The 15135-nt window shown below is 33.1% G+C and carries 9 protein-coding genes; 2 read left to right on the plus strand and 7 right to left on the minus strand.

What is annotated here, in order from left to right:
* Nucleotides 1-83: 83 nt before the first annotated feature.
* From UMM65_RS02570 to UMM65_RS02585, 4 genes are all read right to left on the minus strand, one after another.
* Complete coding sequence (locus tag UMM65_RS02570; protein ID WP_321974904.1) at nucleotides 84-3089, minus strand: WD40/YVTN/BNR-like repeat-containing protein; 3006 nt, start codon at nucleotides 3087-3089, stop codon at nucleotides 84-86.
* Between the two features lie 146 nt (nucleotides 3090-3235).
* Nucleotides 3236-3844 carry a hypothetical protein gene (locus tag UMM65_RS02575; protein WP_321974905.1) on the minus strand — a complete coding sequence of 203 codons (609 nt, stop codon included), beginning with the start codon at nucleotides 3842-3844 and terminating at the stop codon, nucleotides 3236-3238.
* 251 nt (nucleotides 3845-4095) lie between these two features.
* On the minus strand, nucleotides 4096-4644 hold the full coding sequence (locus UMM65_RS02580; RefSeq protein WP_321974906.1) for a DUF4251 domain-containing protein: 549 nt from the start codon (nucleotides 4642-4644) through the stop codon (nucleotides 4096-4098).
* Nucleotides 4645-4748: 104 nt separating this feature from the next.
* Nucleotides 4749-4892 carry a hypothetical protein gene (locus UMM65_RS02585; RefSeq protein ID WP_321974907.1) on the minus strand — a complete coding sequence of 48 codons (144 nt, stop codon included), beginning with the start codon at nucleotides 4890-4892 and terminating at the stop codon, nucleotides 4749-4751.
* A 253-nt stretch (nucleotides 4893-5145) separates the two neighbouring features.
* Here UMM65_RS02585 and UMM65_RS02590 point away from each other — a divergent pair, with 253 nt between their 5' ends.
* Both UMM65_RS02590 and UMM65_RS02595 read left to right on the plus strand, forming a co-directional pair.
* Nucleotides 5146-6069, plus strand: a complete 924-nt coding sequence (locus tag UMM65_RS02590) for a M23 family metallopeptidase (RefSeq protein ID WP_321974908.1) — start codon at nucleotides 5146-5148, stop codon at nucleotides 6067-6069.
* 21 nt (nucleotides 6070-6090) lie between these two features.
* Entirely contained in the window at nucleotides 6091-6312 is a 222-nt protein-coding gene (locus UMM65_RS02595; RefSeq protein ID WP_321974909.1) for an RNA-binding S4 domain-containing protein, read from the plus strand.
* A 72-nt stretch (nucleotides 6313-6384) separates the two neighbouring features.
* Here UMM65_RS02595 and UMM65_RS02600 read toward each other — a convergent pair whose 3' ends face one another.
* The 3 genes from UMM65_RS02600 to UMM65_RS02610 form a co-directional block, all read right to left on the minus strand.
* On the minus strand, nucleotides 6385-7473 hold the full coding sequence (locus UMM65_RS02600) for a redoxin domain-containing protein (protein ID WP_321974910.1): 1089 nt from the start codon (nucleotides 7471-7473) through the stop codon (nucleotides 6385-6387).
* A gap of 179 nt (nucleotides 7474-7652) precedes the next feature.
* Entirely contained in the window at nucleotides 7653-10010 is a 2358-nt protein-coding gene (gene tamL / locus UMM65_RS02605; protein WP_321974911.1) for a translocation and assembly module lipoprotein TamL, read from the minus strand.
* A complete protein-coding gene (locus tag UMM65_RS02610; RefSeq protein ID WP_321974912.1) occupies nucleotides 10010-15040 on the minus strand; it encodes a translocation/assembly module TamB domain-containing protein in 5031 nt (1676 codons plus the stop codon). The genes tamL and UMM65_RS02610 overlap by 1 nt, the downstream gene beginning before the upstream one ends.
* Nucleotides 15041-15135 lie beyond the last annotated feature (95 nt).

A 15135-nucleotide genomic window follows, 5' to 3' on the forward strand; every position in this document is an offset into this window, starting at 1 on the left:
ATTTTTAGAAGCTAAAGTGAGATGCACTAAAGTGCATAGTTTTAACTAAATTTGAGACCAATAAATGCCAAAACCAACGATTATTAATCTTTTGCTTGCGTTTTTAGGTTGTTCAGTTCCAAAACCAATTCAGCATATCTATCCGCCGCTTCTTGCCCGGGCAATTGATCTGCACTACTTATCATATATAGCAAATAAGAAATTTGTGAAATCAACATTTGTTGTGGGTACGCACCTTCGTCATTTTTAAGTTGTTTTAAAACGGCGTTAATTTTTTCTAAGTGATCCCCTTTCACTTTTTTTGCCTCTTTTTCTATCTCCGATTGCAGTTTTTTAGCTTCCGACAATAAGTCAATGACCTTATTTGACATGGCAATTTGTGTTTCAATATCAGCTTTAGAAAAACCTGTTGCCTCGACTCTTGGATCCATTACAATCTCAAAATCCTGCTCAGACGTATTTCCAGCCACAGTTAACTTTGCGGTATAGGTTCCTGGGGCTACCATAGGACCATTCTTGTAACTTCTGTTTTCATTAGCTGACCATGCTCCTTTTTGACGTAAATCCCAATGAAAACGGTTTAATCCGTCTTTTTCTTCCAATTTAGTGTCCACATAACGAAAGGTTTGGCTTAAATTCATGTCTTCAACTTCAGTTACGGTTGATTTTAATTGTGTTTTATCACTTACTATCGTAACAACAGATTCTTTTTTATCATTTAAAATCTCTAGTTGAACACCTCCTTTTGTTCCTTTGGGGATATAATAATCAATAATCACACTAGTTCGCGGATAATTTGGAAATGCCCTACTACTGACATTTGGATAACGATAGCGAATAGTCTTATCAGGCTTGAACAAAACAGGTGCATCTTTTAAATTATTGACTGCCTCTTGCCTTAAAGAAGTTATATTATCTAAAATCCAAAAACCTCGACCCATGGTACTTAGCACCAAATCACCTCTAAAAATTTTCAAGTCGGTAATAGGGGTTACGGGCAGGTTTTGTTGGAATTTCTCCCAAGATTTACCATCGTCGAACGAAACAAACATACCAAACTCCGTTCCTACATACAGCAGTCCTTCACGTACTGGGTCTTCTCGTAAAACACGTGTGGTAAAATCGGAGGGGATTCCGTTAGCCTCTGTTGAAATTAACTCCCAGCTTGCTCCATAGTTATTGGTTTTATAAAGATAAGGTTTGTCATCACCTAACAAATGCCTATCTACAGCAATATAAGCTTTTGCTGGATTAAAATGAGAAGGTTCTACCGACTCTACTCGTCCGCCTTTTGGCATTTTTTTCGGGGTTACATTTTTCCATGTTTTACCTCCATCCTGCGTAATAGAAATAACACCATCATTTGAACCTGTCCAAATCAAGCCTTCTTTTAACTTTGATTCTCGTATGGAATATAATGTGCTATAATATTCTTCACCAGTAATATCGCGTGTAATCGGACTCCCCGAAATAACTTGTTTATCGGCTTCAAAAGCTGTTAAGTCTGGTGAAATGGTTTCCCAGTTCATTCCGTCATTGATGGTTTTATGTACATATTGTGAGCCATGATATACCACATCAGGATTATGCCGCGATACATGAATGGGTGCCACACGCTGAAATCTGTATTTCAAATCTTTAGGGTTATGACCATAAATATTGGATGCTCCCACATAATAACTTTTTTCAGTACCTGTACGTTTGTCAAAAACGCTAAATCGTCCTTTACAATTGGCATACACAATATTATGATTTCCGGGTTTCTGTACGCCAGGTCCTGTTTCACAGCCCCCGGAATTAATAATCCAACCTGTACCAGGATTTTGAATAGCACTTGGTGGAAAACTAGGAACACCTATCGTAGAAGAGTTATCTTGCATACCAGCATACAACCAATACGGATATTGATCATCAACTTCTACCTGATATAGTTCAGCTGTAGGTTGATTGAACTGTGTTGACCAAGTTTTTCCTCCATTATGACTAACGTTGGCACCTCCATCGTTACATTGTATTAATAAATCGGGATTGTTTGGATTGATCCAAATATCATGATTATCGCCATGGGGAACGCTCATTCGTTTCCAAGATTTACCGCCGTCAGTAGATTTTAGCAACGGATTGGCGTTGGAATACACAATGTCCGGATTTGTAGGGTCTAATTCAACGTTAGTGTAATAAAACGGTCTGTTTACCAATCTGATATCATCAGAAATTTGTTCAAAAGATTTTCCTTGATCGGTAGATTTGTACAAACCTCCCTCCTTTCCTGGTGCTTCGATAATGGCGTAAAGTATTTTGGAATCTACTGGCGAAACCGCCAAATCTATCTTACCAATTAAGCCTTTGGGCAATCCGTTTTCCAATTTTACCCAATCCTTACCTCCGTTGATGGACTTATAAATGCCACCTTCATCCTTATTGCCCCCAGATATAATAGTCCACGGTTTACGTTCCGCTTTCCAAGCTGCGGCATACACTATATTCGGGTTTCCGGGTAAAAGTTCTAAGTCAGCAAATCCTACTTTATCGGAAATAAACAATACTTTTTCCCAATCTTTGCCCCCATTAACGGTTTTATATATTCCCCTTTCGGAATTTGGCCCAAAAGCATTGCCAATAGCCGCTACCCAAACAATTTGATTGTTAGTGGGGTCAATTTCAACTGCTCCTATTTGACCTGTTTCTCGGAGACCGATATGCTCCCAAGTTTTTCCTGCATCAATGGATTTATAAACTCCTTTACCAGAAATAACATTGCTTCGTAATCCATCAGAACCCGTGCCAACATAGACTATATTAGAGTCGTTAATGGCTACTTCTATAGCACCGATTGAAGGTGTGTCAAAAAATCCGTCTGAAACATTGTTCCATGTAGTTCCATAATCGTCTGTTTTCCAAACGCCACCACCAGAGGCTCCCAAATAGAAAGTTCCGGGCAACATGGGTGTTCCAGTTACCGTAGTAACACGTCCGCCCCTTTCTGGACCTACCGTTCGGTATTCAAAGGCTTTAAAATCTTGTGCAATTAAGGCAGTAGAGAGAAGTAGTAAAAAAATAATTGCAAAGGAAAGAAATCTAGTTTGCATTGTATTACTAATGTTGATTAGATTTCAAAGTTAGTAAAATTTAAATAGTATTTAAATGTGTTTGATTAATTCAACTTTTAAGTTCTAAATGCAAAAACCCCTCAATTAGCAAGGGGTTTTTCATTTTCATAGCAATTTCAGTTGTATTAATCTGTCATGACAACATTGCCTTCAGCGTCAGCTTCAAAATTGGCTTCGTAAAAATTAGTTACAATATTTCTACCTTCTATTGAAGTGCCTTCTCCTTTTTGTGTTACGTGCAGCTCAAAATTAGCGGTGATGGCATTTGTCTTAGGGTCAACATTGATAATGTAACTTTTTAAATGATGTTCTTTTACATCTTCGCCCATTATTGCCAATGCTTTATCTATATTCGCAATGATTTTGTTCGTATCTAAATCGCTGATTTTCATCTTGCCTTGATATCTATCTTTATTTCCTGATTTTGCCTCTTCATCATTTAGCTTAGCATCCGTATGTTCGGTTTTTTCTACATACATTCTAGAATGGGGCTTATCGTCTTTTAAATAGTTGACAATTATAAAGCCGAGGTCTGAATTTAAATCCTGTTGCGAACTTAAATTTAATGAATTTACTTCCAGATCGCCTCCGAATTTTTCAACGGCAATACTTTTTATTTTCTCCAATCCTTCTTTGGTATTCATCTGTGGAGCATCCGAGCCACTACAAGAAAACAGTGTAAATACTAGACAAATAGCCGTAATTTTTAATAGGTTTTTCTTTAAAAAGTTCATAATTTTTGGTTTTTAAAATTTTAATTGTTTTTTATTTAACGTTACAAATGTATTTTGTGTTGTATCGGATTCAATATCACAAAACATATTCGGTATGTTTAAAACCATATCTGTATAAGGTGAAACTATTTTCGTTAATCCGTTAAAGTGAAGCTAAAGAAAGTTGAAAAGCAGATTTTAGGAATAAAAAAACAGGTTGATTACTCTAATTCGTCAACCTGTAATTAATAATATTTTAAAAAGAAGATAAGTTATTTATGGGCAATTTTATCTTTAATTTTATCAACCTTGCCCACATAAGTAATGTTGGTTCTAGAAGGACTGCTCAATGTAACATAGCTTTTCAGATTAGGGTATAGCACGATTCTTACATCGAAAAGTTCGTTATTGCCCCTTGCTTTAAATGTAATATGATAATTTTGTTTTTTGTCATCCCAAACTACATTATAATCTTTGACTTTACCTTTAAATTCAATACCGCCATCGTCGTTGCCATAACCAACATTTGAATGTCGCTCACCATAATAAGGTAAGTAAGAGGAAATGGAATCGCCCATAATTTTCAAAAAATTACTGTTGCCAATGAGGTTGATGTTACTTGCAGAGTTGCCAACACCTAAAAGTCCCGAGTTTTGTAGTTGTGACATACCTATTGTGGCTGAAGGCTGAGCTATATCGGATTCAATGTTGTAATCCTGGTTTTCTACAATTTCTTTTATATGGGTTGTATCAACCACTTTGGTAGTTGCACAACTGCTTACTAAAACTGCAATAAATAGATAAATATAAATTGATTTCATCTTAAACATTTTTATTAGTTTGTATCAAAAAATATGCCTAAATACAATAAACAAACAGGAAACCAGTGGACCGGTTTCCTGATTATTCACTAAAAGTCAAATTTTTATGATTTGCTTTTTTGTTCTTTAATAGTCTTACTATCAATGTCAAATTTTTTATTATCAACATCTCTGTGACTATTTAAATTGGTTGGATCTGTTTGTTTCTTTTTTCTTTTAAATTTTTTATTGTCTTTTATAGTACTCATAATTTTCGTTTTTTTAGATTCATTTAAATATACATAAAAGTAGCTCAAATTTCGTTAAACATACGTTAAAATATTTATGTAAAATGTTAATATAGTGCAACTTAACACAATATTTCAATAAGAATGTTTTGGTAAACGATACAAGTTTAATTAAAAAGTTTATTTTTGTTCAACTATTTTTTTAATAATCTTAAAATAAGATTCATTGTAATAAACCTATAAACAAATAGAAAATCAAACGTTTTATCGTTTTATGAAAAAATCTCTCTCCTTGTTTCTTTTTCTTTCATTTTTATCAAATGTTTATAGTCAAAATAAAGCGATAGATCCTTTATATATTAAAAGTTTAGAGCAAAAAATAAATACACATCTTGAGTTTTTAAGCGATGCAGAGTTAAACTTAATTGTAAACTATTCTGACACTAATCCTTTTATCTCTGAGTATTGGGACACTGAACGTTATAATCCTTATCCAACACCCATTAAAAATATACCTTTTCAATTACTTTTTAAAGATAGTACTTATGCCTCTCCTATCTTAATCGATAAGGTAATAACCTCTCGTTACGGTTGGCGAAATAGGCGTCCCCATAAAGGTATTGACATAGATTTGGTCACCGGCGACACTGTTAGGGCTATTTTAGACGGCAAGGTGCGTTATGTAAACTATCATAGTGGGCATGGTAAAACCGTTATTGTTAGACATTCCAATGGTTTAGAATTGGTTTACGCACATTTATCTAAACAATTGGTTAAAGAAAATGATTTAGTGTTCAAAGGACAAGTTATAGGTCATGGCGGCGTTACCGGAAATGCAAGGGGAAGTCATTTGCACTTAGAAGTTATCTATAAAGGGAACTACATTAACCCAGAGTACTTATTTGATTTTAGTAAGGATAACAAGATAAGGAGCAATGAGTTTTGGGTTACCAACAAATGGACCAGCCCACATCTGCACAGTTCTAAAAGAAAAAGTAACATTAAAGTGGCTACAACTTTTAAGGAGGCAACATTGCAAAAAGTGGCTAAAGTCAGAACACATAAAATTAGAAGAGGTGATTCGTTATCTAGAATTGCCAAAAAATATGGCGTATCCGTATCTGCACTTTGCAAAGCCAATGGCATTAGTAGAAAAACCATCTTACGACCTGGGAAAAGATTAATTATTGGGTTGTAAACCTTGTTTTGGTATAGTATTATGAAAGATCAAATTTTTAAATTAAGAGCTGGCCAGCCGTATATTACCTTAAATAAGTTATTGCAAGTACTTGGAATTGCCCAAACTGGTGGGCATGCTAAAATTATGATTCTAAATGACGAGGTTATGGTAAATGGACTCGTAGAAAGAAGGGTTAGAAATAAATTGGTTGTAGGTGATGTTGTAAATGTTTCAGGCACTCAAATTGTGATTGAGCAATAAAAAGGCAATGGACTTTTTATATGCAGACATGCTTTAGCAATTAATTTTATACACTGTTTACCGGTAACTTTTTTAATTAAAGTACTTTTTTAGTTTTTCCTCAAAGATTCCATCTTCGTAGCCATACCAATTTTCAAGTATTATTTTATCAGGAGATATTAAAAAGTAAATCGGTGTTCCTAGTGCCCAATATTTTACAACTGCATCACCAAATTCCCCCTTACCATCCCATAAATAAGTCCAAGGAATTGAATCTTTCTTTACCGTGTTTTGCCATTGTTTTCTGCTGATATCTTCTGAAATTGATACAATTTCTAAATCATTGTCATAATGTTTATATATTTCTTTTAATTCATGTAATGACATTTGACTACCAAAACAAGCTGAAGATGAAAAATGTAAAAGAATATATTTGTCTTTAATGTGTGATAATGCCAAGGTGTCTCCATTCTGATTTATAGCTCGATAATCGTAATATTTATCGCCAACTTTTGGCTTAGTATATTCACTTTGTAATTTTATCGCTTTCCCAAATATTGTTTTCTTTAATTCTAAATCTAATTTATCATAAAGGCTACTTAATTCTTCATTAGTAAATTTAGTCTTATGATATTTGAACGCATTTAAAGCAGCATAATTATTGAAATCTTCCTTGATTAATTTTACTTTAACATTGTCTAAAGAATCTGACACCTGATTAATTTTCTTAGACAACATGTCTTTATCTGAACTGTAATTAAGTTTTAACTCGTTGATGGTTTCTTGTCTTTGATACTCTATTTGATTTAACCTCTCTGCCTTATCTTGATGAACAGAACCTGATACATCTATATTCCAAGGAAAGTCCTTTTTGTCTGCTTCAAATTTTACATTTTCATTACCAATAAGTAAATTAGTGTAGATAAATTCTTTGCTAAGGGAGTCCGTTGCATAAAGAAGCAAATTCTCGGGGTCATTTAATTCGCCTTCTAAAGATAAGTTTCCATTATAAATATATGTGCTATCAATTATTCTTCCCGTGTTCCAGCTCTTAAGGTAGAACAAAGTACCGTTAGATATGTTTTTCAGATCCGCCTGTATTGTGAAGTTGCTTTTTTCTTCTAAACATGAAAATAAAAGTAATGCTATAAAATACAAAAAGTAAAGCCAGCTATTTTTCATTGATGTTTGTTTTTTAATTAAAGGACGACAATTTCAAATGTTTGTTGCACAATTTAATGATGGGATCAAATTACAACCATTAATTGAATAGGCCCAATCTACACTCCTGTCTGCTATATAGCTATAAAAAACGTAAAGATAATTATTTTTTAAATTCTAATAGCTAATTTAAAAAACCTTTAAAACGGATACCCGATAGCAAAATTAAGAATGGGTTCATCTATTTTAAAATCATATTGTCCGCTATTAGCTGGGTCGTGAAAAGGTGCAGCCAAATCAAATCTGATTACAAAACCTTGAACGTCAACGCGAAGCCCAAACCCTGCTCCCATGCCTAATTCATTTATAAAATTATCGGTAAATTTTCCATTGGGGTAAGATTCGTTTTCTTTGGAGGTCCAAATATTACCAGCATCGGCAAAAACGGCTCCTTTTACAAATGAATAGATAGGAAATCTGTATTCTATATTGGCTTCCAACCTAATATTTCCTGTATTGTCAAAAATCAGATTAGAACTATTGGCGTCGGTCTCCTCATTGTAAGTTCCCGGTCCCAATGACCTGATTCTAAAAGCCCTTACACTATATGGGCCTCCGGAATAATATTGTTTTGTAAACGGTATAACTTCTGAATTGCCATAAGCATAACCGTACCCAGCAAACAACCGTGCAGCTATTTTCTGTTCTTTTCCAAAATTAAAATGGTATCTTAAATCAATATCGGCTTTGGCATATTGGGCATACTCAAAATTGAAAATCGTTTTAGGTTCTTCGCCATTGGCTTTGGCAAATAAACTTAACGAATTGCCCGCCAAATCTAATGTTGAATTGACATAAAATTGATGGGTTTTTTTACTGTCAACTATTCCATTGTATGTAAACGAATAATTAAGTCCCGAAATAAATTGTTGTTCAAAACTTTGCTTTAAAAAAGGATTTTCCTCTAAAATTTCATCAAATGCCTCAGTAGTATTATAAAGTTGGCTGTAATTTGTTGAAATAGGAATAATTTCATGCGTTATGTACCTATTAGCGTCCCAGATATATCCAAATTGAGCCGTTCCAGATAATAAGGTGTATAGCTGTTTTCTTTTTAAATAATCAAACCCAATGCTCATTTTTGTTTTTGGAATGGCATATCTAAAAAAATTACTATTGATTTTTACTGGAAAAATAATTCTAGGGTAAATTAACTCTGTTTTTAAGCCTAGCTCAAGATTGCTCAAACCCTTGTTATCTCCTCCACTTGCAATTTGCCATTCATAACCCACATTTGCACTAATATTCAATAATTCTCCACCTTTAAATAAATTTCTGTTGGTGTAGGTCAATGCAAAAGTAGGGCCGGCAAAATTATTAGATTTGGTTACTGCTTTTAATGAAGCCTGTAATGCTCTTTTATTCAATGGAGAAAGAAAAATATTGGTTTCCAGATATGCCACACTATCATTTTTAGCAATGGTGCCTACTTCGTTGTATTGAATATTCACAAATTTATAGGCTCCTATAGTGGATAATCGTCTTGCGGTATTTTTTGATGTTTCGGGATTGTAGAACGCACCTTCGCTTAGCGTGATAAAAGGATCGAGATATTTGGGCTTGAAAAACAGTTCTTGACTTATAAAGTTTTTATTGTTAAATCTTACGGTATCTAAATCTAATGAATCTTTTTTGATATCGTAATTTGTATAAACATTGATTTTGGAGATTTTATAAGGCAACATAGATTTTTTGGGAACATCCTTTTTTAACTTTAAAAACAAGTCAAATCGCTTGTTTTTATATTGGTTGGTATCGGCTTCAAAGATTAAAAAATTAGGATTAAAATTGTAATATCCTTTCATTTTTAAACCGTTGTCTATCCGTTCTCTTTCCAATTTTAATTTGGACAAATCAAAACGCATATCTTTTTCAAAAGGAGAATCAACCAAATAGCCTTGCATTTCTTTGTAAATAGGCGGCTGAAGCGTATCTAATTGATAGCTCGCCATTTTATAGGGTAATGGTACTTTAACACTATAGTTAATATTGGCGGTTTTTTTCTTGTTGTTTTCTGACCAGTCAGAAGTTACGGTACTATAAAAATATCCACTATTTTCAAGTCGGTTGGTCATTAATTTTTCAATTTCAATATTTTCTATATCAGATTGATAGACAGGCTCTTCCCCAATTTTTTTGTTTAACCATCTATTGACAAAACCTGGGTTATCTTTTTGTGCTTTATAATAAAAATACAGGCCATAGTACCAACCTAGAAATTTTTTATTGGTTTCCCGTTGAAAAGCTACTCCTAGTTCTGTTTTTAAATCGTTTTTATGTTTAATGAGCGTGTCCGACTTTATATCTATTGTGGCTCCTCTGTATAGGAGTTCATCATCTGGAATATATTTTTTAATACTACAAGATTGAAGTATAAAAAGACTGGTAAAAAAAAATATAATAACCCCAATTAAACGACAACTTGAAAGTATACTTGCCTGACGGGTAGAGAAAAGGTTCTTATTACTCAATATGCTATGACGCTGTAACAACTTCATTATTCTTTTTTATCGTTTTGTTCTTTGCTTTTTGATTCTTTTTCGTCCTTGTTCTTTTTTTCTCCTCCACCTAAAATAGCTTTCCAAAGCTCATCAAACTTATTGAATTCTTGAGTAAATATAAGGGCTATACCACTAACTATGGTCTGACCATCAATTACATTTTCAAACTCGTTTCTTCTAAAGCCTTTAAGTCTATACCTACCGTTTTCGGTTAAAAGGTATTCTAAACTAACATTACCTATAATTGGTGTTGGTTCATTGGTACTACTACTGCCTTCAATATCTACCTCACTGCCCACACTTACAATTAAGCGGTCATTAAATAATTTTTTCTTTGCGGCAATATCCAATTGTGTTCTTTGTTGTGGAGAATTTCCTTGATAATCGGTATAACTGTCCAGACCGAAATCAAGTTCAATACCTGTATCTCCCAATAATTTATCTGAAAACACATTTAATTGATCTGATAAAGCGTCGTTCAAATTGTCTCTTGCAATAGAGGCAAAACCACCGTTACTACCGTCGCTTCCGGGCTGAGGGTAGAACCTATTTAATACTAATAATGAAAAAACTTGCTGATTCAATTCATTCTCTTGTTGATTTATTTGCTGTACACGCCCATAGACCTGTCCGCCAACGGCCCCTTGTTCGTCCTCGGGCATATCCAATTGAAAAGAAATTTTCGGTTGCATTAATTCGCCATCAATGTTCAAATACACCAAAAAAGGTAATATTTGTCGGAATTTATTTTTTACCGATGGATCAGAACCCGATACTTGCGATGCCATCAATGGTGAAGCCGAAGCATCTAACTTATAAGTGGCAGTTACATCTAATTTTGCATCAAAAGGGTCGCCAAACCAACTGATCTTACTTTGTGGAGTTAATTCAAATTTTCTATTTACCAGATTGTACAAATTCATTTCATAATGTCCACTTGAAATGTCGTAAACGCCAGTTAAATTTAACAATCCGTTGGGACTCATTTTAAAATTAAAATCGCCATTTCCCGAGACCTGGAAGTTATCGTTGGTTTCTTCATCAATAATAACGGTAACTTTTGCTCCTTCGCTTATTTTTAATTTACTATTGATATCAAAACCTGTAATTATAGCTGTTTTTTCTTCGGTACGTGTTAAAATAGCATCGGGATTTTCCCTGTTCACAAAAACTACAACACCGTCACGTTGTTCCATACTAACAGCAGCGGTTGGCATTACGTAAAAAATATCTGTATTAGAATTCACCGTAAGCGTTGCATTTAGCTTTGGGATTTGTAAATCGCCAGTTAATTTACCCTCAACGTCAAAACTTGCCTTGCCATAGACTAAGTTGTTATCTTCTTTAGTTGCGTTAATGACTTGAAAATTATCCGCCTTAATGTCTAGGTTAAACGTTGGGTTGATAAAACTTTCTGTGCCAATACTACCCATTAATGCGAACGTATTATTATTTTCATCCTTTATGGTAAAATTGTTCATTGAAAATCCTTGATTGTCAATATTTAATATCTCATTAGTTAAAGTAAATTGTTGGTTTAATGTGGTAATTTCAAAATCTGCATTTTTAAAATTAAGTTGACCTGAATAGGTTGGATCGTTAAAGTTCCCGACCATATTAAAATTTCCTGAAAAACTACCTGTGCCATTGCTTACCTCACCGCTTGTAAAACCTTCTAAAGCTTTCATATTGAAATTATTAATCAATAAATCAAGGTTTATTTGCGGATTATCCACAGATGCTTTGTAGTTCCCATCTAAATTCAGATCAACTTCGCCCTCTTTTAAAGTACTGTTGAAGCTGTAGTTATTATTAGCATCTGACTTGGTATCTAAAGTCAGTACGCCTAAATCAACATCTAAAACCTTTAACTTATTAATAGCCAAATCTGCAACAACACCTACGTCCTCAAAAGGATTTTCTATGCTAAATTCACCATTTAGCACACCTGAAGCAAGTTGACTTTCGGGATTCAAATAATTCAAAATTTTATTCAGCTTAAAATCGTTGAAATTTATATCAATTCTGTCTTTCCCGCTATCGGAAACTGCATCTGTAACCGCAACCGATTCGCCGTTTCTGCTAAAATTAAAATCATTGAATTGTAGTTTACCCTTGGTTATAAATATAGCATTGGTTGTAGGTGTTTCCCATTTATTTTTATTTAAGATTAGATTGTCATTAAAAATGTGAAATTTAAGGCTATCTCGATTGCCGGTAATGTTGGATTCTATATTTATTAATTTTTCTTCATTAAAAAACGATACAAAATCCAGTTTAAGTTCATTATTGAGCTGATTTCCTTTAATGCTGGTTTTCTTTATGGATAAGGGGCCGCTGTTAATTTCTTTAAAACCAAAGTCAAATTCAAATTTATCAATATCAGTATCCATTGAAAAAACCAAACTGTCTAGTTCACTACCCGCATAATTAATGTGTGGAGCGGTAATGTTTGCCTTTAATTTTCTCGATTTTTCTTTAAAATCAATGGAAACATCAACAGTATCTAAATCTTTCAAATTGACTAAAAACACTTCATTTAGTATTGATGATTGGCTTATTTTACCTTTTAATTCTAAATTTACGGGATTTTTAATGCTGTCCGGCACCTCGATATCCCTATAAAAATAACTCGAAACATGACGTTGTAAAGATTTCGTAAATTTTTCAGGACTCGCATTGGAGTGTAGTTCAAAATCTAAAAGTTTGTTTTTTAATGTAGCCGACGTAGTATCTTTGTCAACAAATGCCCTTAGAGATAAACCACCCAACAAATACGTATTGCTATTGTAAACCACCACGCCATCTTCAACTTTTGCATCCATATTGAACTTTTCTGAATTTCCTTTAAAATCGGCATTGAGTTTAAAGCCTGTTTTAATGTTGCGTTGCACAATGCCCAGTGCTTGTAAATCTGCACCGATTATATTCAAATTCACAGATGCTTGGGTTGCAGCGGAATCCAAGATTATATCAGCCAACAAATTGAGATTAAGGTTTTCATCTTTATAGTCAGATTCAACATTTCCTTTGCCATTTATAAAATTACCCTGTATTTTTAGGTCTTTAATTTCATAATCATTGAGACCGAATTTCTCAATAGTTGCTAATACTTCAGCATCTAAATTATTTATATTTTTCCCTTTGCCTTCAGTATTAATGCTTAAAGTTAGCTCCCTTAGAGTATTGTTTTTTAACAATTTACCAATTTTATAATTATCAATTTTTAACATGGCGTCAAATGCCAACAGGTTATTGTTATTAAAATGGCCATCGAGATTGATATTACCTTGAGATGTGTTTAATTGTGCTTTGGCAACTACATCTTTTAAACTTCCTTTTGCATTCCCTTTTAAAGAAATTAGAGACGGTAAAGAGATTCCCAGCGAATCTTCATTAACAAATTGCAAAAGACTTTGCTCATTGGTCTGGGCAGTAAACTGTGGAATATTAAATTGCAATTTATCAATATTTGTAACATTTTCTATCTTACCATTTAAGTGTAATTTGGTCTTACTACCCCATTGAACCCTAGCATCCGGTATTTTTATAGATGATAAAATTCCAGAGGCTTCTACATTCCCTTTTAGGTAATTCTTAGAAAGAGAAGTTAAAATTTTATTCTGTTTTAATTTCGGTTGAAATCTATAAACATCATTTACATCAATTTGGAAATTCGGAATGTTTATTGATATTGCTGCTTTATCGGGCTCTTTTATAAATGAAGCCAAATTTTCATAGTTTAATTTGGCGTTTCCATTTAGTTTGTTATTATTTAGAAGCATGTTTATTTTGCTAATATTCAACAAATTATCTGAAATATCAGCATCCAAGGCAAATTGTTTTAAATGAATTCCAGAGGCTTCTTTAAAACTAAAATTATCAATTCTTAATCTAGCATTTTTGTCTCGTAAAAAGATATTTTCCCCTTTTAGGGATAAGTTGCTTAAAATAATGGCATTATTGTTAAAAATAGCGTTTTGGGCAATTGCATTATTCTTTTGATAGCTAAAATTATTGTTATTTAAATTGATGTCATCAATGTTTATTTTAAAATTAGGCCATTCAAATTTTTGAGTTATTTGCAAAGTGTCCTTATCAGATTCATTTTCTGTTTTATCAATCGTCTTTGTTTTTAAAACTATTTTAGAATCCTTTAAATCGAATCGGACAACATCTATAATGTTTTGTTGCAAGTCTATTTTTGGAATTTCAGTTTCTAATTGAGCGATACTTAAATGATAATTACTATTATCAGCTAATGACCGGTAATCGGCAATCACGTCATCTATTATTAGCTTATCGACAGATAAAAATGGTAAAACCGTAGATTCTTCATTTGATATTTGTAATACTGGACTTTGAATATATTTAATTTTTGATTTTGAAAGATTTATTTCAGAAGCCTTAAAGTCCATATTTTCTATGTCTGTCTTATCCATAGCCAAGGATAAGTTGCCAATTAAAAAACGACTATCAATACCTAAAACTGCATCATTAAAAGTAATATCAAAATCATTTAGATCAACGCTGCCTATTATGATATTTAGAGAAGCATTAGTAGTGTCTTGAGTAACAGTAGGAGGATTTTCACTAGCAAAAGCATCAATTAAAAATTGAAAATTATATCCTTTAATAGTATCCTTTCTTACTATATTTAAAGTAAGCCCATCCCATTCAACATCATCAACATCAACACCAATACCGTTTCCATTAATAATCGACCAGAGCGGCATATTTGCTTCAATGGATTTAGAATAAACCAAAGTATCACCCTTCATATCTTCTAGGTAAAGACCATCAAGCATTACATTACCTCCAAAAGTTATGTATAATTTGTCTATTTCAACCTTAGTATTTGTCTTTTCAGCAATATAACTAACTACCTTATTTACAATAATATCTTGCCCCCATTTGCTTCTGATAAAAAGGATAAGTAGCAAAAAAGTAACGACAAGGGTCAGGAGTACTTTACCAATAATCCTTAAAATTCTATTTTTACGATTCTTTCTTTCCTTGTTTTTCAATAGAAAAATTTTTAATCTAATTAATTTTACTCCGTAAAATTAATACAATAGTGAAGTTTGAATTACCCTTAAAACTTAAAATTTTAGCTTAAAAA

This window comes from Aureibaculum koreense, from assembly GCF_034296135.1.
Classification (GTDB): Bacteria; Bacteroidota; Bacteroidia; order Flavobacteriales; family Flavobacteriaceae; genus Aureibaculum.